Origin of the sequence: Embleya sp. NPDC050493, from assembly GCF_044458105.1 — a bacterium.
Classification (GTDB): Bacteria; Actinomycetota; Actinomycetes; order Streptomycetales; family Streptomycetaceae; genus Embleya.
In genome coordinates, this window is the sequence record NZ_JBITHP010000021.1 from 82,078 (window position 1) to 95,296 (window position 13,219).

At 72.6% G+C, this 13,219-nt stretch carries 13 protein-coding genes; 8 read left to right on the plus strand and 5 right to left on the minus strand.

From position 1 onward, the window contains the following. Window positions 1-9: 9 nt before the first annotated feature. The gene (locus ACIBM5_RS32405) at window positions 10-1,344 is read left to right on the plus strand and encodes an acyltransferase (RefSeq protein WP_396010168.1); all 1,335 of its coding nucleotides are present in this window, start codon (window positions 10-12) and stop codon (window positions 1,342-1,344) included. Here the strand turns inward: ACIBM5_RS32405 and ACIBM5_RS32410 are convergent. Beyond that, window positions 1,281-1,823, minus strand: coding sequence for a hypothetical protein (locus tag ACIBM5_RS32410; RefSeq protein ID WP_391585984.1), 543 nt, complete (start codon window positions 1,821-1,823; stop codon window positions 1,281-1,283). The genes ACIBM5_RS32405 and ACIBM5_RS32410 overlap by 64 nt on opposite strands. A gap of 163 nt (window positions 1,824-1,986) precedes the next feature. Between ACIBM5_RS32410 and ACIBM5_RS32415 the strand changes: the two genes are divergently transcribed. Next, window positions 1,987-3,156 carry a winged helix DNA-binding domain-containing protein gene (locus tag ACIBM5_RS32415; protein ID WP_396010169.1) on the plus strand — a complete coding sequence of 390 codons (1,170 nt, stop codon included), beginning with the start codon at window positions 1,987-1,989 and terminating at the stop codon, window positions 3,154-3,156. A 22-nt stretch (window positions 3,157-3,178) separates the two neighbouring features. Here ACIBM5_RS32415 and ACIBM5_RS32420 read toward each other — a convergent pair whose 3' ends face one another. Then, on the minus strand, window positions 3,179-4,009 hold the full coding sequence (locus tag ACIBM5_RS32420) for a helix-turn-helix transcriptional regulator (protein WP_396010170.1): 831 nt from the start codon (window positions 4,007-4,009) through the stop codon (window positions 3,179-3,181). 186 nt (window positions 4,010-4,195) lie between these two features. On the opposite strand from ACIBM5_RS32420, the gene ACIBM5_RS32425 reads away from it, so the two are divergent. The 3 genes from ACIBM5_RS32425 to ACIBM5_RS32435 all read left to right on the plus strand — a co-directional run bounded on the left by ACIBM5_RS32425 (window position 4,196) and on the right by ACIBM5_RS32435 (window position 6,201). Next, the gene (locus ACIBM5_RS32425) at window positions 4,196-4,963 is read left to right on the plus strand and encodes an SDR family oxidoreductase (RefSeq protein WP_396010171.1); all 768 of its coding nucleotides are present in this window, start codon (window positions 4,196-4,198) and stop codon (window positions 4,961-4,963) included. A gap of 130 nt (window positions 4,964-5,093) precedes the next feature. Continuing rightward, window positions 5,094-5,792 (plus strand): hypothetical protein, encoded by a 699-nt coding sequence (locus tag ACIBM5_RS32430; RefSeq protein ID WP_396010172.1) that lies wholly within the window; start codon window positions 5,094-5,096, stop codon window positions 5,790-5,792. Between the two features lie 52 nt (window positions 5,793-5,844). Continuing rightward, the gene (locus ACIBM5_RS32435) at window positions 5,845-6,201 is read left to right on the plus strand and encodes a VOC family protein (protein WP_391585979.1); all 357 of its coding nucleotides are present in this window, start codon (window positions 5,845-5,847) and stop codon (window positions 6,199-6,201) included. A gap of 75 nt (window positions 6,202-6,276) precedes the next feature. Here the strand turns inward: ACIBM5_RS32435 and ACIBM5_RS32440 are convergent, their stop codons facing one another. The 3 genes from ACIBM5_RS32440 to ACIBM5_RS32450 form a co-directional block, all read right to left on the minus strand. Further along, a complete protein-coding gene (locus ACIBM5_RS32440; RefSeq protein ID WP_396010174.1) occupies window positions 6,277-7,413 on the minus strand; it encodes a protein-L-isoaspartate O-methyltransferase in 1,137 nt (378 codons plus the stop codon). 100 nt (window positions 7,414-7,513) lie between these two features. Then, complete coding sequence (locus tag ACIBM5_RS32445; RefSeq protein ID WP_396010176.1) at window positions 7,514-8,869, minus strand: NAD(P)/FAD-dependent oxidoreductase; 1,356 nt, start codon at window positions 8,867-8,869, stop codon at window positions 7,514-7,516. Window positions 8,870-9,006: 137 nt separating this feature from the next. Then, window positions 9,007-10,287, minus strand: coding sequence for an MFS transporter (locus tag ACIBM5_RS32450; protein ID WP_396010177.1), 1,281 nt, complete (start codon window positions 10,285-10,287; stop codon window positions 9,007-9,009). A gap of 291 nt (window positions 10,288-10,578) precedes the next feature. On the opposite strand from ACIBM5_RS32450, the gene ACIBM5_RS32455 reads away from it, so the two are divergent. The 3 genes from ACIBM5_RS32455 (at window position 10,579) to ACIBM5_RS32465 (ending at window position 13,101) form a co-directional block, all read left to right on the plus strand. Continuing rightward, complete coding sequence (locus tag ACIBM5_RS32455) at window positions 10,579-11,193, plus strand: HD domain-containing protein (RefSeq protein WP_396010178.1); 615 nt, start codon at window positions 10,579-10,581, stop codon at window positions 11,191-11,193. Between the two features lie 177 nt (window positions 11,194-11,370). Beyond that, window positions 11,371-11,868: a hypothetical protein gene (locus tag ACIBM5_RS32460; protein ID WP_396010179.1), complete on the plus strand. Its 498-nt coding sequence runs from the start codon at window positions 11,371-11,373 to the stop codon at window positions 11,866-11,868. Between the two features lie 189 nt (window positions 11,869-12,057). Beyond that, entirely contained in the window at window positions 12,058-13,101 is a 1,044-nt protein-coding gene (locus ACIBM5_RS32465) for a phosphotransferase family protein (protein WP_396010180.1), read from the plus strand. Window positions 13,102-13,219: the final 118 nt, after the last annotated feature.

Genomic DNA, 13,219 nt, shown 5'->3' on the forward strand with positions numbered 1-13,219 from the left:
CGCTTGTTGATGGCCATCTCCTTCGACGACAGGCGGACCCGCGGACGCCGCCCGACCCGGGCGCCGAAACCCACGACCGGCCCGCGACCGACCGGCCCGACCACGACCCGCCCGACCACGACCGGCCCGCACGCCGCCGGCCGCCGGCCGCACCTGCACCGGATCGACCTGATCCGTGACATCGCCTTCCTGTGCGTGATCGTGGTGCACGTCATCGGCGTCACCTACCCGTTCCCGGGCGAGGGCCCCGCGTTCACCCAACTCGTCCTGCACGCCACGCGCGCGGTGTTCTTCTTCGTCAGCACGTTCGTGCTCTTCCACAGCGCCTACGGTCGCCCGCTGCGGGTCGGCGCCTTCCTCGGCAAGCGCTTCAAGCTCCTGGGCGTGCCGTATCTGCTGTGGTCCACCGCCTACTGGGTGCTGGGCGACCACACGCGGATCCGGCACGACCTGCCCGGCGCGCTGAGCGATCTGCGCGGCGGCATCGTCTGGGGCGGCTCCTGGTACCACCTGTACTTCCTGCTCGTTTCGCTCCAGATCGCCGTCCTGCTCCCGCTCCTGCTCAAGCTGGTCCGGGCCTGCGCCGGTCGGCACCTGCTGCTGCTCGCGGTCGCCGGCATCGGGCAACTCGCGGCGCTGATGGTGCTGTTCCACGAGACACCGCTGAGCGGACCGCTGGAGTGGTATCGCATCCACGGCGGCATGCTGCTGCCCACCTACGGCTTCTTCGTGCTGGCCGGCGCGCTCGTCGCGGTACACCTGGACACCTTCCACGCCTGGGTCCTGGGCCACACCCGGACCATCTGCGTGGGCACGCTCGCGATGCTCGCGCTGACCTACGCGTGGTACCGGCACACCGTGACCGCGGGCCGGGACACCGCGACCGCCTCGATCGCCACCCAGCCGGTGAGTCTGCTGTGGGGGCCGGTCGCGGTGCTCGCGCTGTACGCCGTGGCCACCCGCTGGGAACGCGCCCGGACGCCGATCCCGGGTCGGCGCGCCGCCGCACGCGGAGCGCAACTGGCCTTCGGCGTCTACCTCGTCCACCCGATGATCCTGCGGCTGCTGGAACTGAACGGGTTCGTCGCCGCGTTGCCGTGGTCGCCCGCCGTCGACACCGCCGTACTGGCGGCCGTGGTCGCGCTCGCATCCGCCGGATTCGCCTGGCTGGTCGCGCGGACCCCGCTGAGCCCGTGGCTGATCGGCCGCGAGCGGGCGCGGGGCCGGCGGGCGGACCGGTCCACCCGGTCCGCCCGGCGGGCCGGGCCGGCGCCCGCGGGTCAGCAGACGGGCAGCAGATCCTTCGCCGAGCCGGTGGTCTCCAACCAGGCCTCGGGCGCGTAGCCGACGCCCTGGCCGGTGGTCACGAGTACCCACTGGTCGCTCTTGCCGCCGCGCCAGCCGTACACGTTCGCACCCTTGGCCCGGCAGGTCGCGGTCAGTCGGGTGCCCGCGCTCACCTCGGCGACGGTCTTGCCCCCGCCCGGCTTCTCGCGTATCTCCAGGCCGATCGCCTGGCGTGCGATGACCGCCAGCTTGACCGTCGAGGTGGGCGAGGGCACCGACGACCCACTCGGCCGCGCGGACGGATTCGCCGCCCCGGAGGCATTGGGCAGCGCGGTAGCCGCGGCCGACTTCTTGCCGTTGTCACTGCCCCCGGAGGACAACAACCACCACGCCAGGATCACGATCGCGCCGACGATCACCGCGCCGATCACCAGACCGTTCCCGGTCCTCGGCGGGCGCGGACCACCCGCGCTCGCCGCCCTACGGGCGAGCGTCATTCGACGCCAATCGAACCGGGACGATCCCGCAGACGGCATGGTGACTCCTTCACACGGACGTGCGGTGGTACGAGGGAACTCGGTACGTGCCAATCGGTACTCGATTCTTCCGTGTACCGACCCCGTCACGGTAAAGCGATCCGGAATCGCCGCGCCGTATGATTCCCGGCCACATGTCGTATCCGACCCCTATGGTCGGCTCATGACCTCTGCGTTGCCACGGATCAGCGACGATGAACGACGAGCGCGTTTGGGCATTCGGCATCGCCTGGCGCCGGGCGCACGGGCCGCGAACGCCGAGGACGCGGCCCGTGCCGTGCTCCTGCTGCACGCCACCGACCCCGCCACGGTGTACATGTCCACCTGCGCGCGCCTGGCCGAACCGTCGTCGGCCGAGGTCGAACGTGCGCTCTACGACGACAAGTCGCTGGTCCGGATGCCCGGCATGCGGCGCACCGTCTACGTGGTGCCGCGCGAGATCGTGCACGTGGTCCAGCGCTCCAGCACCGACGCGGTCGCGATCACGCAGCGCCGGGTGATGCTCCAGTTCCTGGCTTCGGGCGGTTACGACGAGGCGTGGCTGGACGAGGTCGAGACCGCCACCGTGGCCGCGCTGACCGAGTTGGGCGAGGCGACGGCGATGCAACTGGGCGAGGTGGTACCGCAGTTGCGCACCCAGATCCGGGTCGCGATCGGCAAGCCGTACGAGGCGAACCAGGGGGTGTCCACGCGGCTGCTGTTCACCCTCTCGTGCGAGGGCCGGATCGTCCGGGCCAAGCCGCAGGGTTCGTGGTTGTCCAGCCGGTTCCGGTACACCATCGCCCCGCCGCTGCCGGAGATCGGCAGGACCGAGGCCAAGGCCGAACTGGTGCGCGGGTGGCTGGCCGCGTTCGGGCCCGGCACGTCGGACGACCTCAAATGGTGGACCGGCTGGACGGTGGCCGACACCCGCCACGCACTCGCGGCGGTGCGTGCGGTGGAAGTCGCCTTGGACAACGGGAGCGTCGGCTACGTGCTGCCCGGCGACGAGGAGCCGGGCCCGACGCCGGAGCCGTGGGCGGCGCTGCTGCCGGCGCTGGACGCCACGCCGATGGGTTGGAAGGAGCGGGACTGGTACATCACGCCCGACCTGCGCGAGCGCCTGTTCGACCGGATGGGCAACATCGGCCCGACCGTGTGGTGGAACGGCCGCGTTGTCGGCGGGTGGGCCACCCGGGCGGACGGAGAGGTGGTCTGGCAGGCACTGGTCGACCTCCCGCCCGAGGCGAACAAGGCCATCGAGGCCGAAGCCGCCCGACACACCTCGTGGTTGGCCGGCATGTGTGTGACCCCCCGCTTCCGGGTGCCCCTGGAGCGCGAGCTGAGCGGCTAGGACCGCTGCGGCGTCGCCGGATTCAGGGCCGGCCGGCCGTCGCGGACAACTCGGCGGCGGTGCGCGTGGTGCGGGGTGCGGTGGTGTAGACGATCAGGAGCAGGTCGGGGTCGCCGGGAAAGGACAGGCTCTCGTAGGCGGTGTCCAGCACGCCGCCGTCGGCGGTGCGCAGGCGCTTGGTGCCGTGGGTCTTCTCGGCCACCTGGTGGGCGTCCCACAGCGGTCGAAAGCGCGGGTTGCCGGCCGACAACTCCTCGACGAGGGCGGCCATCCGCGCATCCGCGGTGTGCCGCGCGGCCTCCAGGCGCAGGAACGCGACCGTGTCGGCCGCGACCTGTTCCCAGTCCGGATAGAACCGACCCGCGTCCGGCGACAGGAACGTGTGCCGCGCCATGTTGCGCTCGTGCGGCGCCATCGCGCTCAGCCCCATCACCGCGTCGGCGGCCGCGTTCCAGGCCCGCACGTCCATGCACGGGCCGAGGACGAACGCGGGCGCGTCGATCCGGTCCAGGAGCACCTGTACCCCCGGCCGGGCCGTCGACGGGGCGACCCGCCGCGCGCTCGCCCGGGTCGGCCGGGCCAGATCCCACATGTGCTCGTACTCGGTCGGATCCAGCCGCAGCACGCGCCCGATCGCATCCAGCACGGCGTCCGAGACGTGCTGCCCCCGGCCCTGCTCCAGCCGCACGTAGTAGTCCACGCTCACACCGGCGAGCTGCGCGACCTCCTCGCGCCGCAACCCGGCCACCCGACGCTTGCGCCCGAACACCGGCAACCCGACCTCCTCGGGCCCGACCCGGGCCCGACACGCGCGGAGGAAGTCACCCAGTTGTTCGAACGACGCATTGCTCATGCCCGGACTCTAATACCGTGCCCGGCACCGCGCCCCACCCGCGCTTTCCCCCGCCGACCGGTCCCGAGGGTGGTACGGGCAGACCCAGGAAAACGCGGGCTCTGGGTGTGCGTCGCGGGCGCGGGCAAGGTTGGCCGGGTCGGCGGGGAACACGCCTCGCCCACCGCTTGCAATTGGAGTCTTCCCATGAGCTACACCGCGCTTGCCGGTCGGATCGCCGTCGTCACCGGAGCCGCCAGCGGCATGGGCGCCGAGACCGCCCGGCTGCTCGCCGCCCACGGCGCGCACGTCGCGCTGCTCGCCCGCCGCGAGGACCGGCTCAAGGACCTGGCCGCCGAGATCACCGCGGCCGGCGGCACCGCCCTGGCCGTCGCGGTCGACGTCACCGATCAGGATTCGGTGGACGCCGGCGCGGCCCGGATCCGGGCCGAGCTCGGCCGGGTCGACCTGGTCGTCAACTCGGCCGGGGTGATGCTGCCCAACCCGCTCGACGACGGCCGGATCGACGAGTGGACCCGGATGATCGACACCAACGTCACCGGCGCGCTGCGGATCATCCGCGCGTTCACCGCCGACCTGGTGGCCGCCGCCGCGGACGGGCGGGCCGCCGACCTGGTGGACATCTCCTCGATCGGCGCGCACGTGACCTTCCCGAACTACGCGGTGTACGGCGCGACCAAGGCCGCGCTCACCCACCTGTCCGCGTCCCTGCGCAGCGAACTGGGCCCGCGCGACGTGCGGGTGACCAACATCGAGCCGGGCCTGACCGAAACCGAACTCGGCTCGCACATCGACAACGTCGACCTGGGTGAATCGGGCCAACTGGGCGCCATGTTCGATGCGATCGGCAGCCTGGCCGCGAGCGACGTGGCCGATCTGGTGGCATACGCGGCAACCCGGCCGCGCCACGTCAACCTGCGCCAGATCGTGATCCTCCCGACCCGCCAGGCGTGAATCGCGGCGCGCCGGACCGACTCCGGCCGCGATCACGCCGGTTCGGCCCGCCGGGGTGATGTTGCGCCGGCCGGGGGGTGTTGACTATGACTTGTCAGGCCCGCCCGCCACCCCGTACGAGGAGCCTTCCGTGGCGTTGTTTCGTCGCCAGTCCCGCAACCAGCAGAACGCCGCCTGGGGGCAGGACGTGCGCGGCGTCCTGATGAGCGCGCCGCCGGATCGCATCCGCCAGGATCTGCGGCTGATCGTCAGCCGACCCGGCCCGCACCTGGGCATGCAGGGCATGGTGTGGCCGCTGGGCGATCGCGGCGAGATCGTCGCCGTGGCGTGCGTCAAGGGTCCGGACGGCGTCGCCGTCACGGTCGAGACGCCGATGGTGCAGCACTGGGGGATGGCGGTGGAGGACGTCTGGCTCCAGGCCGCGACGAACCTGCGGATGGAGGGCTACGGCGGCACGCCGATGGACATCTCCACCGGCAGCACGCTGCATTCGCTGCTCGGCCAGGGCTGGCCCGGCTCCGCCCAGCTGTTCCGGCTCGGCGAGGCGATCGGGGACCCGCTGCGGGCGGGTGCGCTGGTGTCGCTGCCGGTGGACAACTGCCTGCTCGCGCTGCCGCTGACCTCGCAGCGCACCGTGGGCATGGCCGGCTTCGTGCTGAAGACCGCCCAGGAACTGACCCGGGACCAGCAGGCCCTGTCCACCGGGATGTTCTGGTGGCACGAGGGCATCCTGGAGGAACTCGAAGTCAACTGGCAGGGGCCGGAGCACGCCAGGCTGACCGGGTCCGCGCGATTCGGGCAGGTGGTCCGGGCACTGCCGCCCCAGTGAGTGATCCGTACCGGCCCCGCTTCCGCCGTCCACTCCGTACCGAGGTGCCGTCATGCCCGCTGTGTTCTCCGAACTCGTCGTCGACGCGAACGACGTGCCCACCCTCGCCGAATTCTGGCGTCGAGTGCTCGACTGGGACCTCACCGTGCAGGGTGAGGACATCGAGCTGAACGCGCCCGACGGGTCGCTGCCCACGATCCTGTTCGTGCCGGTCCCCGAGGGCAAGGCGGTCAAGAACCGGCTGCACATCGACGTCAGCCCGGCGATCGGCTCGGACCAGGAGAGCGAATTGGCCCGCCTGCTCGCCCTCGGTGCCAAGCCCGCCGACGTCGGCCAGGGCGAGCAGAGCTGGCACGTGCTGACCGACCCCGAAGGCAACGAGTTCTGCCTGCTGCGCACCCCCAAGTAGCCGGGCACCCGCGATCCGCCGCCCGCCCCCGCCCCCGCCGCGCGGGCGCGGGCCCAGGCGCGCGGCACCTCCGGCTCACGTCTCGGTCAGCCGGTACCGGTAGTGCTCCCGCTCCACCGTCCACGTGCGCGCGGCCGGTTTTGCCGCGTCCGGGAAGGCGGTGCCCGCCGGGACCGCCTCCAGGCGCAGCCGGTCGGCGTTCACCACCGGCGCGCCGGCCACGCCGTAGTACAGCTCGACCGCCGCGTCACGGTCGCCGTAGACCAGGATGCGGTCCCGGACGAGCACCGCGAGCGCGGGCCGCTCCGGGTCGAACAGGCCCCACGTCATCGCATCGCCCGGATGCCCCAGGAACAACACCGAGCGCGGTTCGGCCAACGCGAATCCGGTCAGCCGCACGTCCACCGGACCCAGCGCCGGGCCCGCGTCCACCGCGCCGTGGTCGAGCAGGTCGCGCAACACGTCCAAGGCGGCCGGCGGCAGATTCTCGCCGATCACCGCGAGGTCGCCGGTCAGCGCGTGGGTCCGGCCCGGCCCGGCGTGCGGGCCACGCAGCTGGAGGAACCCGCAGCGGGCCACCGACGCGCTGGTCAGCGTCCCCTCGGCGGTCCGCTCCCACGCGACGGCCAACTCCAGGCCCGGTCGCAGCCACATCGGGGCGACCAGGACGCCGTCCGGCGCGAGCTGCTCCACCCAGGCCGGCGGCAGATCCGGCACCCCCACCGTGGCCTCGATCCGGTCGAACGGCGCCCGGTCCGCGACCCCGGCCCAACCGTCCCCGGCCCGTACGTCCACGTGCGTGCCGAGCCCGGCCAGGCGCCGTGCGGCGGAGCCCGCCAGCTCGGCGGACACCTCGATGCTGACCACCTCGCCCTCGGGGCCGGCCAGCCGGGCCAGCAGGGCCGCGTTGTACCCGCTTCCGGTACCGATCTCCAGCACCCGCATCCCGGGGCGCACGGCGAGCTGTTCGAGCATCAGCGCGACCATCGCCGGCTGGCTGACCGTGCTGTCCGGCAGCCCGCGTTCGTCGGTGGACAACACCACGACCCGGTCCTCGTAGGAGCGGGCCGGCGAGGTGGCCCCGGGGGTGAACAGTTCGCGCGGCACCTGCGACATCGCGTTCGCCACCGCCTCGGTGCGTACGCTCCCGGTCAGCCGCAGCCGCTCCACCAGCGCCATCCGCAGGCGGGCCGCCGCGCGCTCGTCGCTCATGGCCCCCGTGTACCCGCCCGAACGGGTGTCGGCACCCGGTACGGCGCTTCGGTGCCCGCGGCGCGCCCCCCGGCTCGGGTCGTGCGCCCCCGCGGTGTGCTCACGGGTGGGCGGCGCGGGATCCGGTGCGGGCGACGATCTCGTTCGTGGACAGGTAGGCGTCGGTCTTCTCCAGGTTGCCCATCCGGCCGTCCAGATCGGACATGAAGCCGAGCCGGACCAGGTCGTCGCCGGCGAACGCGTGCTGCACCCAGTTGGACAACACCCGGGTGCGCGCCCGGATCGAGGGCACGGTCATCAGGTGGTATCCGCGGGTGATCGCCTGGGCGGGCAGGCCGCGCATCTCGTACCCCAGCGGCCGGGCCACCGCCTGGGTGCCGCCGAGGTCGACGACCAGGCCCAGGTCCTTGTGCCGGAACGGGCTCAGTCGCCCACCGCGCAGCGACGCGACCACGTTGGCCGCGGCGATCTTGGCCTGCCGGTGCGCGTATTGCGCGGTGGGCGGGCAGATCGCGCCGTCGCCCTTGGCCAGGTCGGGCACGGCCGCGGCGTCGCCGAGGGCGAACACGTCCGGGTGGCCGGGCACGGCGAGATCGGCGGCGACGGCGAGCCGGCCGCGGACCAGTTCGGTGCCCATCGTGCCCACCAGCGGGCTCGCGGTGACGCCCGCCGTCCACACCAGCGTCCGGCAGGGCAGCTTCTCGCCGGTGGTCAGCGTCACCGAGTCCTCGGTGATCTCCTGCACGCTGATCCCGAGCCGCACGTCCACCCCGCGCTTGGCCAGCATCTGCAGGGTGGCCTTGCCCAGGTTCTCGCCGAGTTCGGGCATCAGCCGAGGGGCCACGTCCACGATCATCCAGCGCACCTGCGCCGGGTCCAGGCGCGGGAAGTGCCGGAGCGAATTGGTGGTGAGCATCTCCAGGCACGCGGCGGTCTCCACGCCCGCGTAGCCGCCGCCGACCACGATGAACTGACAGCGCGACGCGCGCTCGGCCGGGTCGGTGCTGGAGTTGGCGATCTCCAACTGGGCGATCACGTGATCGCGCAGGTAGACCGCCTCGGCCAGGTTCTTCATGCCGTGCCCGTAGGTGGTCAGCCCCGGGATGTCGAAGGTGCGGGTCACGCTGCCCGGGGCCAGGACGAGCTTGTCGTAGTGCTCGTTGGTGATGTCGCCGGAGATCTTGCGGACGACGCACACCTTGGCCGCGAGGTCGACGCCGATCGCGCCGCCGGGCAGGACGTGGGTGCGCTTGAACATCCGATGCAGCGGCACCGCCGTGGTGCGCGAGGACAGTACACCGGCCGCGACCTGGGGCAGCAGGGGACGGTAGACCATGTAGTCCATCGGACTCACGAGCACGATCTCGGCCTCGCGCGGCCCGAGGGTTCGTTCCAGTTTGCGCACCGTCTCGAACCCGGCGAATCCTGCTCCGACGACGACCACCCGCTGCACCATGGTTGCCCCTTCCGGGAAGGCTCGGACAGGAAGCCCGAGACCATTTGGCACATTTTGTCCAAACATATGGGGATCGTCGGTGGGACACGACCGGGGCGGGCCATCCGGGGCGGAGTGCCGGCGAGGGCTCGGACGGCTCAGCCGGCCGGGCGCCGGGACCGACCCAACGCGAAGCCGGCCGCGACACACAGGACCGGGGCGGTCAGGAAGCCGGCCACCAGGTTGAGGCCGCCGTAGCCGGCCAGGCCCAGGACCGACCCGGAGGCCGCGCCGCCCGCCGCACCGGCCAGGTTCATCAGCAGGTCCGACACGCCCTGCACCCCCGGTCGCTCGCCCGCCGGCACCGATTCGCCGAGCAGCGCCGACCCGGCGACCAGACAACACGACCAGCCGAAGCCGAGCAGGATCAGGCCGACCATGGTGCGCCACGTGGAGTGGCCGGAGGTGCCCGCGACGAACACGGCGAGCAGCAGCACGAACTGGCCGCCCAGGATCACCGGGATCCGGCCGAATCGGTCGGCGGCCCAGCCGACCACCGGCGACAGGGCGTACATGCCCGCGATATGCAGGCTGATGGTCAGCCCCACCAGGGTCAACGCGGTGCCGTGGTCCTTCATGTGTACCGGTGTCATCGCCATCACCGACACCATCACCACGTGTCCGAACGCCACCGTGGCCAGCCCGAGCATCGCCCGCGGCGCCCGGCGGACGACGGTCAGCGCACCGCGCAGGTCACCGCGCGGCTGTTGCCGGTCGCCGAGGTCGGCGCGGGCGATCAGCAGCGGATCCGGGCGCAGCGCGACCCACAGGATGCCGCCCGCGCCGGCGAAGGACACGATCGAGAACAGGAACGGCCCGGCCAGCTCCGGCAGGCCGAGGGCGCGCCCGATCACGGCGCCCGGCTCGTTCAGGTTGGGGCCCAGGACCGCGCCCACGGTGGTCGACCACACCACGATCGACAGGGCCTTGGCCCGGCCCGCGTCGTCGGCGAGGTCGGTCGCGGCGTACCGGGACTGGAGGTTGGCGGCGGTTCCCGCGCCGAACACGAGCAGCGCGGCGATCAGCAGCGGGAACCATTCCAGTACGGCCGCCAGGATCACCCCGCCGGCCGCGAGCGTCGCGAGCCCCCAGCCGGCGGTGAGCGCGACCCGGCGCCCGTGTCGGGTCGCCGCCCGCGACATCGGGATCGCGAACACCGCCGCGCCCAGGGTGATCGCGGTGGTCGCCAGGCCCGACCAGCTCTTGGATCCGGACAGGTCCTCGGCGAGCAGCCCGCCGACGGTCAGCGCCGACCCCATCCCCACACCGCCGACCACCTGCGCGGCGATCAGGATGCGCACGGTCCGCCGCTGAAGCGCCGATCGGTCGACCCGCTCGGGGTCGGCCGACTCGGATATGGCCGGATCCAAGTCGGTCATGCCGGGTTCACCACCAGATCTGGAAGGGATACACGAAGCACAGCGTGACGGACGGGCCCGGGTCACCCCAAGCCGGGGCGATGGTGACCGGGTCATCGGGTGCTGGTGACCGGGTCGCCGGCGATGGTGATCAGGTCACCGGGCGATGGTGATCAGGTCGCCGAGTCGGTGCGGATCGTCGCGAGGACAAGATCATTCCACTGGAGCGGACGGGCGGTCGGCTGCGATGATGCGGGCGTTCCGGGACGCGGGCGTTCCGGTGGGATGGTCGACGATCGTGGGGGAGCGGATATGTTCATCGCCGAGGTGGGCGGAGTCGAGGCGCCGGATACGGCGACGGCGCGGGCCGCGTACGGGGTCTGTGCGGAGTACGCGGAGATCGGGCTGCGCAACCACTCGGTACGGTCGTACTTCTGGGCCGCCTCGGTGGGGGCGGCCCGAGGGATCGGGTTCGACGCCGAACTGCTCTACGTCGCGGCGCTGTTGCACGACCTGTCGCTGACCGCCCCGTTCGACAGCCACACGCTCGCGTTCGAGGAGGCGGGTGCGCAGCTGGCCCGGGTCTTCGCGGCGGGGGCGGGCTGGGCGGAGCCGCGCCGGGATCGACTGGCCGAGATCATCGTGCTGCACATGCGCGACGCGGTGCCGGCGGAGGCGGACCCGGAGAGCCATCTGCTCCAGATCGCGGTGGGCGCGGACGTGTCCGGGCGGGCACTGGATTCCTTCGATCCGGACTTCGCCGCGGCGCTGTTGACGGCGGTGCCGCGGGCCGGGTTCGCGCCGGCCTTCCTGCATGCCGCGCGCGATCAGGCCGAGCGGAAGCCGACGAGTGCGGCGGCCGAACTGATGCGGAGCGGATGGGCCGAGCGGATCTCCGGGAATCCGCTGGATCGCTCGGATCGCTGACGTGGGGTTCGTAAGGGAGGCGCGGCCGGCTGTGCCCACTTGCCGTCCGGTGCGTGCGCAGGCGCCGGCGGGTGGGCCCGGTTGCGGGCCGGCGCATGCCCGCCGGGCGCGGCCGGGTGTGTTCGGCCTCGGCCCGGGTATGCGCAGGCGCCTCGGACCGCACGGATCGGCTGACTCATGACGCTGCTCGACGAAGACCAGGCCTGGGCGCTGCTGCGTGCCCTGGACGACCCGGAGCATCTGACGGCTCCGCCGGACTACGACCCGGTCGCCACGCACGAGCGTTTCGACCGACTGGTCGAGCGACTGGAGGCGGACTTCGGGTGTCGCTGTCCGGTCGAGGGCACGGCCCGGGCGGCCAGTCGACACGGGGCGATCGTGGTTCCGGCGGCGGCGCTGGCGGGGACCGGGCGGATCACCCTGGTGGTCAGCAACTTCGGCGACCTGGTCGCCACGAGCGTCGACGCGCCGGACGATCACCCCGTCGGCGCGGCGCCCGCGTACGTCTCGCCGGTGGACCGGGAACGGGTCGAGGCCGCGCTCGACGACCTCGGCTATCGGGTCGTGCCGGAGGATCTGTTGCGGACGACGTACGACGGGACGAGCCGGCTCGCGGACCACTACACGGTCGAGGACGGGCCGACGTGGTGGATCAGGTTCTTCGACTACCCGTGACCGGGGTGCGGGTGCCTGGGGTGTGGGTTCTCGTGGGGCTGCGCGGGGCCGCGCGGACTGCGTCGTCTGCAACGGGCGTCGGGAGCGCGGGGCGGTGTCGGCGAGGGTGGTCGGGTGCGCGTGGGGGCTGCCCGGTCCGGGGCCGTCGGTCGTGGCGGTTCGACCATGCCTGGGTATGGTGACTGTTCCATGACGCTTCAGGTGCCGATCGGGGACACGTTGCGGGCCGTGTTCGGCCCGCCGAAGAAGGCGAAACTCCTGGACAGCAGCCCGCGTTCGCGGGTGTGGCGGGTGGAGTTCGGCGGTGAGCGGGCGATCGTCAAGCAGATCAGCGACGCGGGCGACAACCGGTACGGCGCGCCCGAGCGGTTCGCCCGCGAGGTCGCGGGCCTGCGGCTGGCCGCCCGAGGCCCGGTCGGCCCCCGGGTGCTGGGCGCCGACCCCGACGGGTGCGTCATGGTGCTGGAATACCTCGACGACCTGGGCCGGACGGACGACTGGATGCCCGGCCACGCCGAGGCCCTGGCCCGGCTGCACGCGCTGACCGGCCCGGCGGATGCCGCGGAACTGCCCGCGTGGCGACCGCCGAGCGAGGCCGACGCGGACTCGTTCCTGGCGCTGGCCACGACCCTCGGCGTACCGATCCCGCCGGGCGTACCCGACGAGTTGGCCGCGCTGCTCACCCGACTGGATCCGGCCGGTCGGCATGCCCTGCTGCACGGCGACCCGTGTCCGGGCAACGACCTGCGGACCGTCGACGGGGTGCGCTTCGTCGACTTCGAACAGGCCGCGCTGGGTGACGGTCTGGTCGAACTGGCGTACTTCCGGATCGCGTTCCCGACCTGTTGGTGTGCGATGTCGGTGACGGGAGCGCCGTTGGCCGAGGTCGAGGCGGTATACGCGTCGACATGGCGGACGTTGACCGGACAGGCCACGGACACGGAGGCGGGGATCGCCGACGCGTGCGCGGGCTGGCTGATCCGCGGCGACGCGCTGGTCGAACGGGCGCACCGGGACCAGGCCGACCAACTGGCCCGCGTCCCGGTCGCGGACTTCACGTGGGGCCCGGTCTCGGCCCGCGAGCGACTGGTCCACCGACTCGACGTCGTCGCCGCCACGACATCCGAACCACTCCACGAACTGGCCACCCTGGCACGCCGATTGCGCCACCACCTGCTCAAGACCTGGCCGACCCTCCACCCCTTGCCGGGTCCCGAAACACGCCCCTGGTAACGCGACGCCGGGGTACGCCGCGCCGGGCCATGCCTTACCGGGCTGCGCCGCCCGGCCTGGCGGCGCCGCGCTCCGCCGCGCCTTGCCTGGCTCTACAGCACTTCGGCTCCACTGCGCC

Excerpts from the sequence above, each read along its gene's own strand:
- ACIBM5_RS32405 (WP_396010168.1), top strand. The coding sequence starts at position 10 with ATGGCCATCTCCTTCGACGACAGGCGGACCCGCGGACGCCGCCCGACC.
- ACIBM5_RS32410 (WP_391585984.1), bottom strand. The coding sequence starts at position 1,823 with ATGCCGTCTGCGGGATCGTCCCGGTTCGATTGGCGTCGAATGACGCTC.
- ACIBM5_RS32415 (WP_396010169.1), top strand. The coding sequence starts at position 1,987 with ATGACCTCTGCGTTGCCACGGATCAGCGACGATGAACGACGAGCGCGT.
- ACIBM5_RS32420 (WP_396010170.1), bottom strand. The coding sequence starts at position 4,009 with ATGAGCAATGCGTCGTTCGAACAACTGGGTGACTTCCTCCGCGCGTGT.
- ACIBM5_RS32425 (WP_396010171.1), top strand. The coding sequence starts at position 4,196 with ATGAGCTACACCGCGCTTGCCGGTCGGATCGCCGTCGTCACCGGAGCC.
- ACIBM5_RS32435 (WP_391585979.1), top strand. The coding sequence starts at position 5,845 with ATGCCCGCTGTGTTCTCCGAACTCGTCGTCGACGCGAACGACGTGCCC.
- ACIBM5_RS32440 (WP_396010174.1), bottom strand. The coding sequence starts at position 7,413 with ATGAGCGACGAGCGCGCGGCGGCCCGCCTGCGGATGGCGCTGGTGGAG.
- ACIBM5_RS32445 (WP_396010176.1), bottom strand. The coding sequence starts at position 8,869 with ATGGTGCAGCGGGTGGTCGTCGTCGGAGCAGGATTCGCCGGGTTCGAG.
- ACIBM5_RS32450 (WP_396010177.1), bottom strand. The coding sequence starts at position 10,287 with ATGACCGACTTGGATCCGGCCATATCCGAGTCGGCCGACCCCGAGCGG.
- ACIBM5_RS32455 (WP_396010178.1), top strand. The coding sequence starts at position 10,579 with ATGTTCATCGCCGAGGTGGGCGGAGTCGAGGCGCCGGATACGGCGACG.
- ACIBM5_RS32460 (WP_396010179.1), top strand. The coding sequence starts at position 11,371 with ATGACGCTGCTCGACGAAGACCAGGCCTGGGCGCTGCTGCGTGCCCTG.
- ACIBM5_RS32465 (WP_396010180.1), top strand. The coding sequence starts at position 12,058 with ATGACGCTTCAGGTGCCGATCGGGGACACGTTGCGGGCCGTGTTCGGC.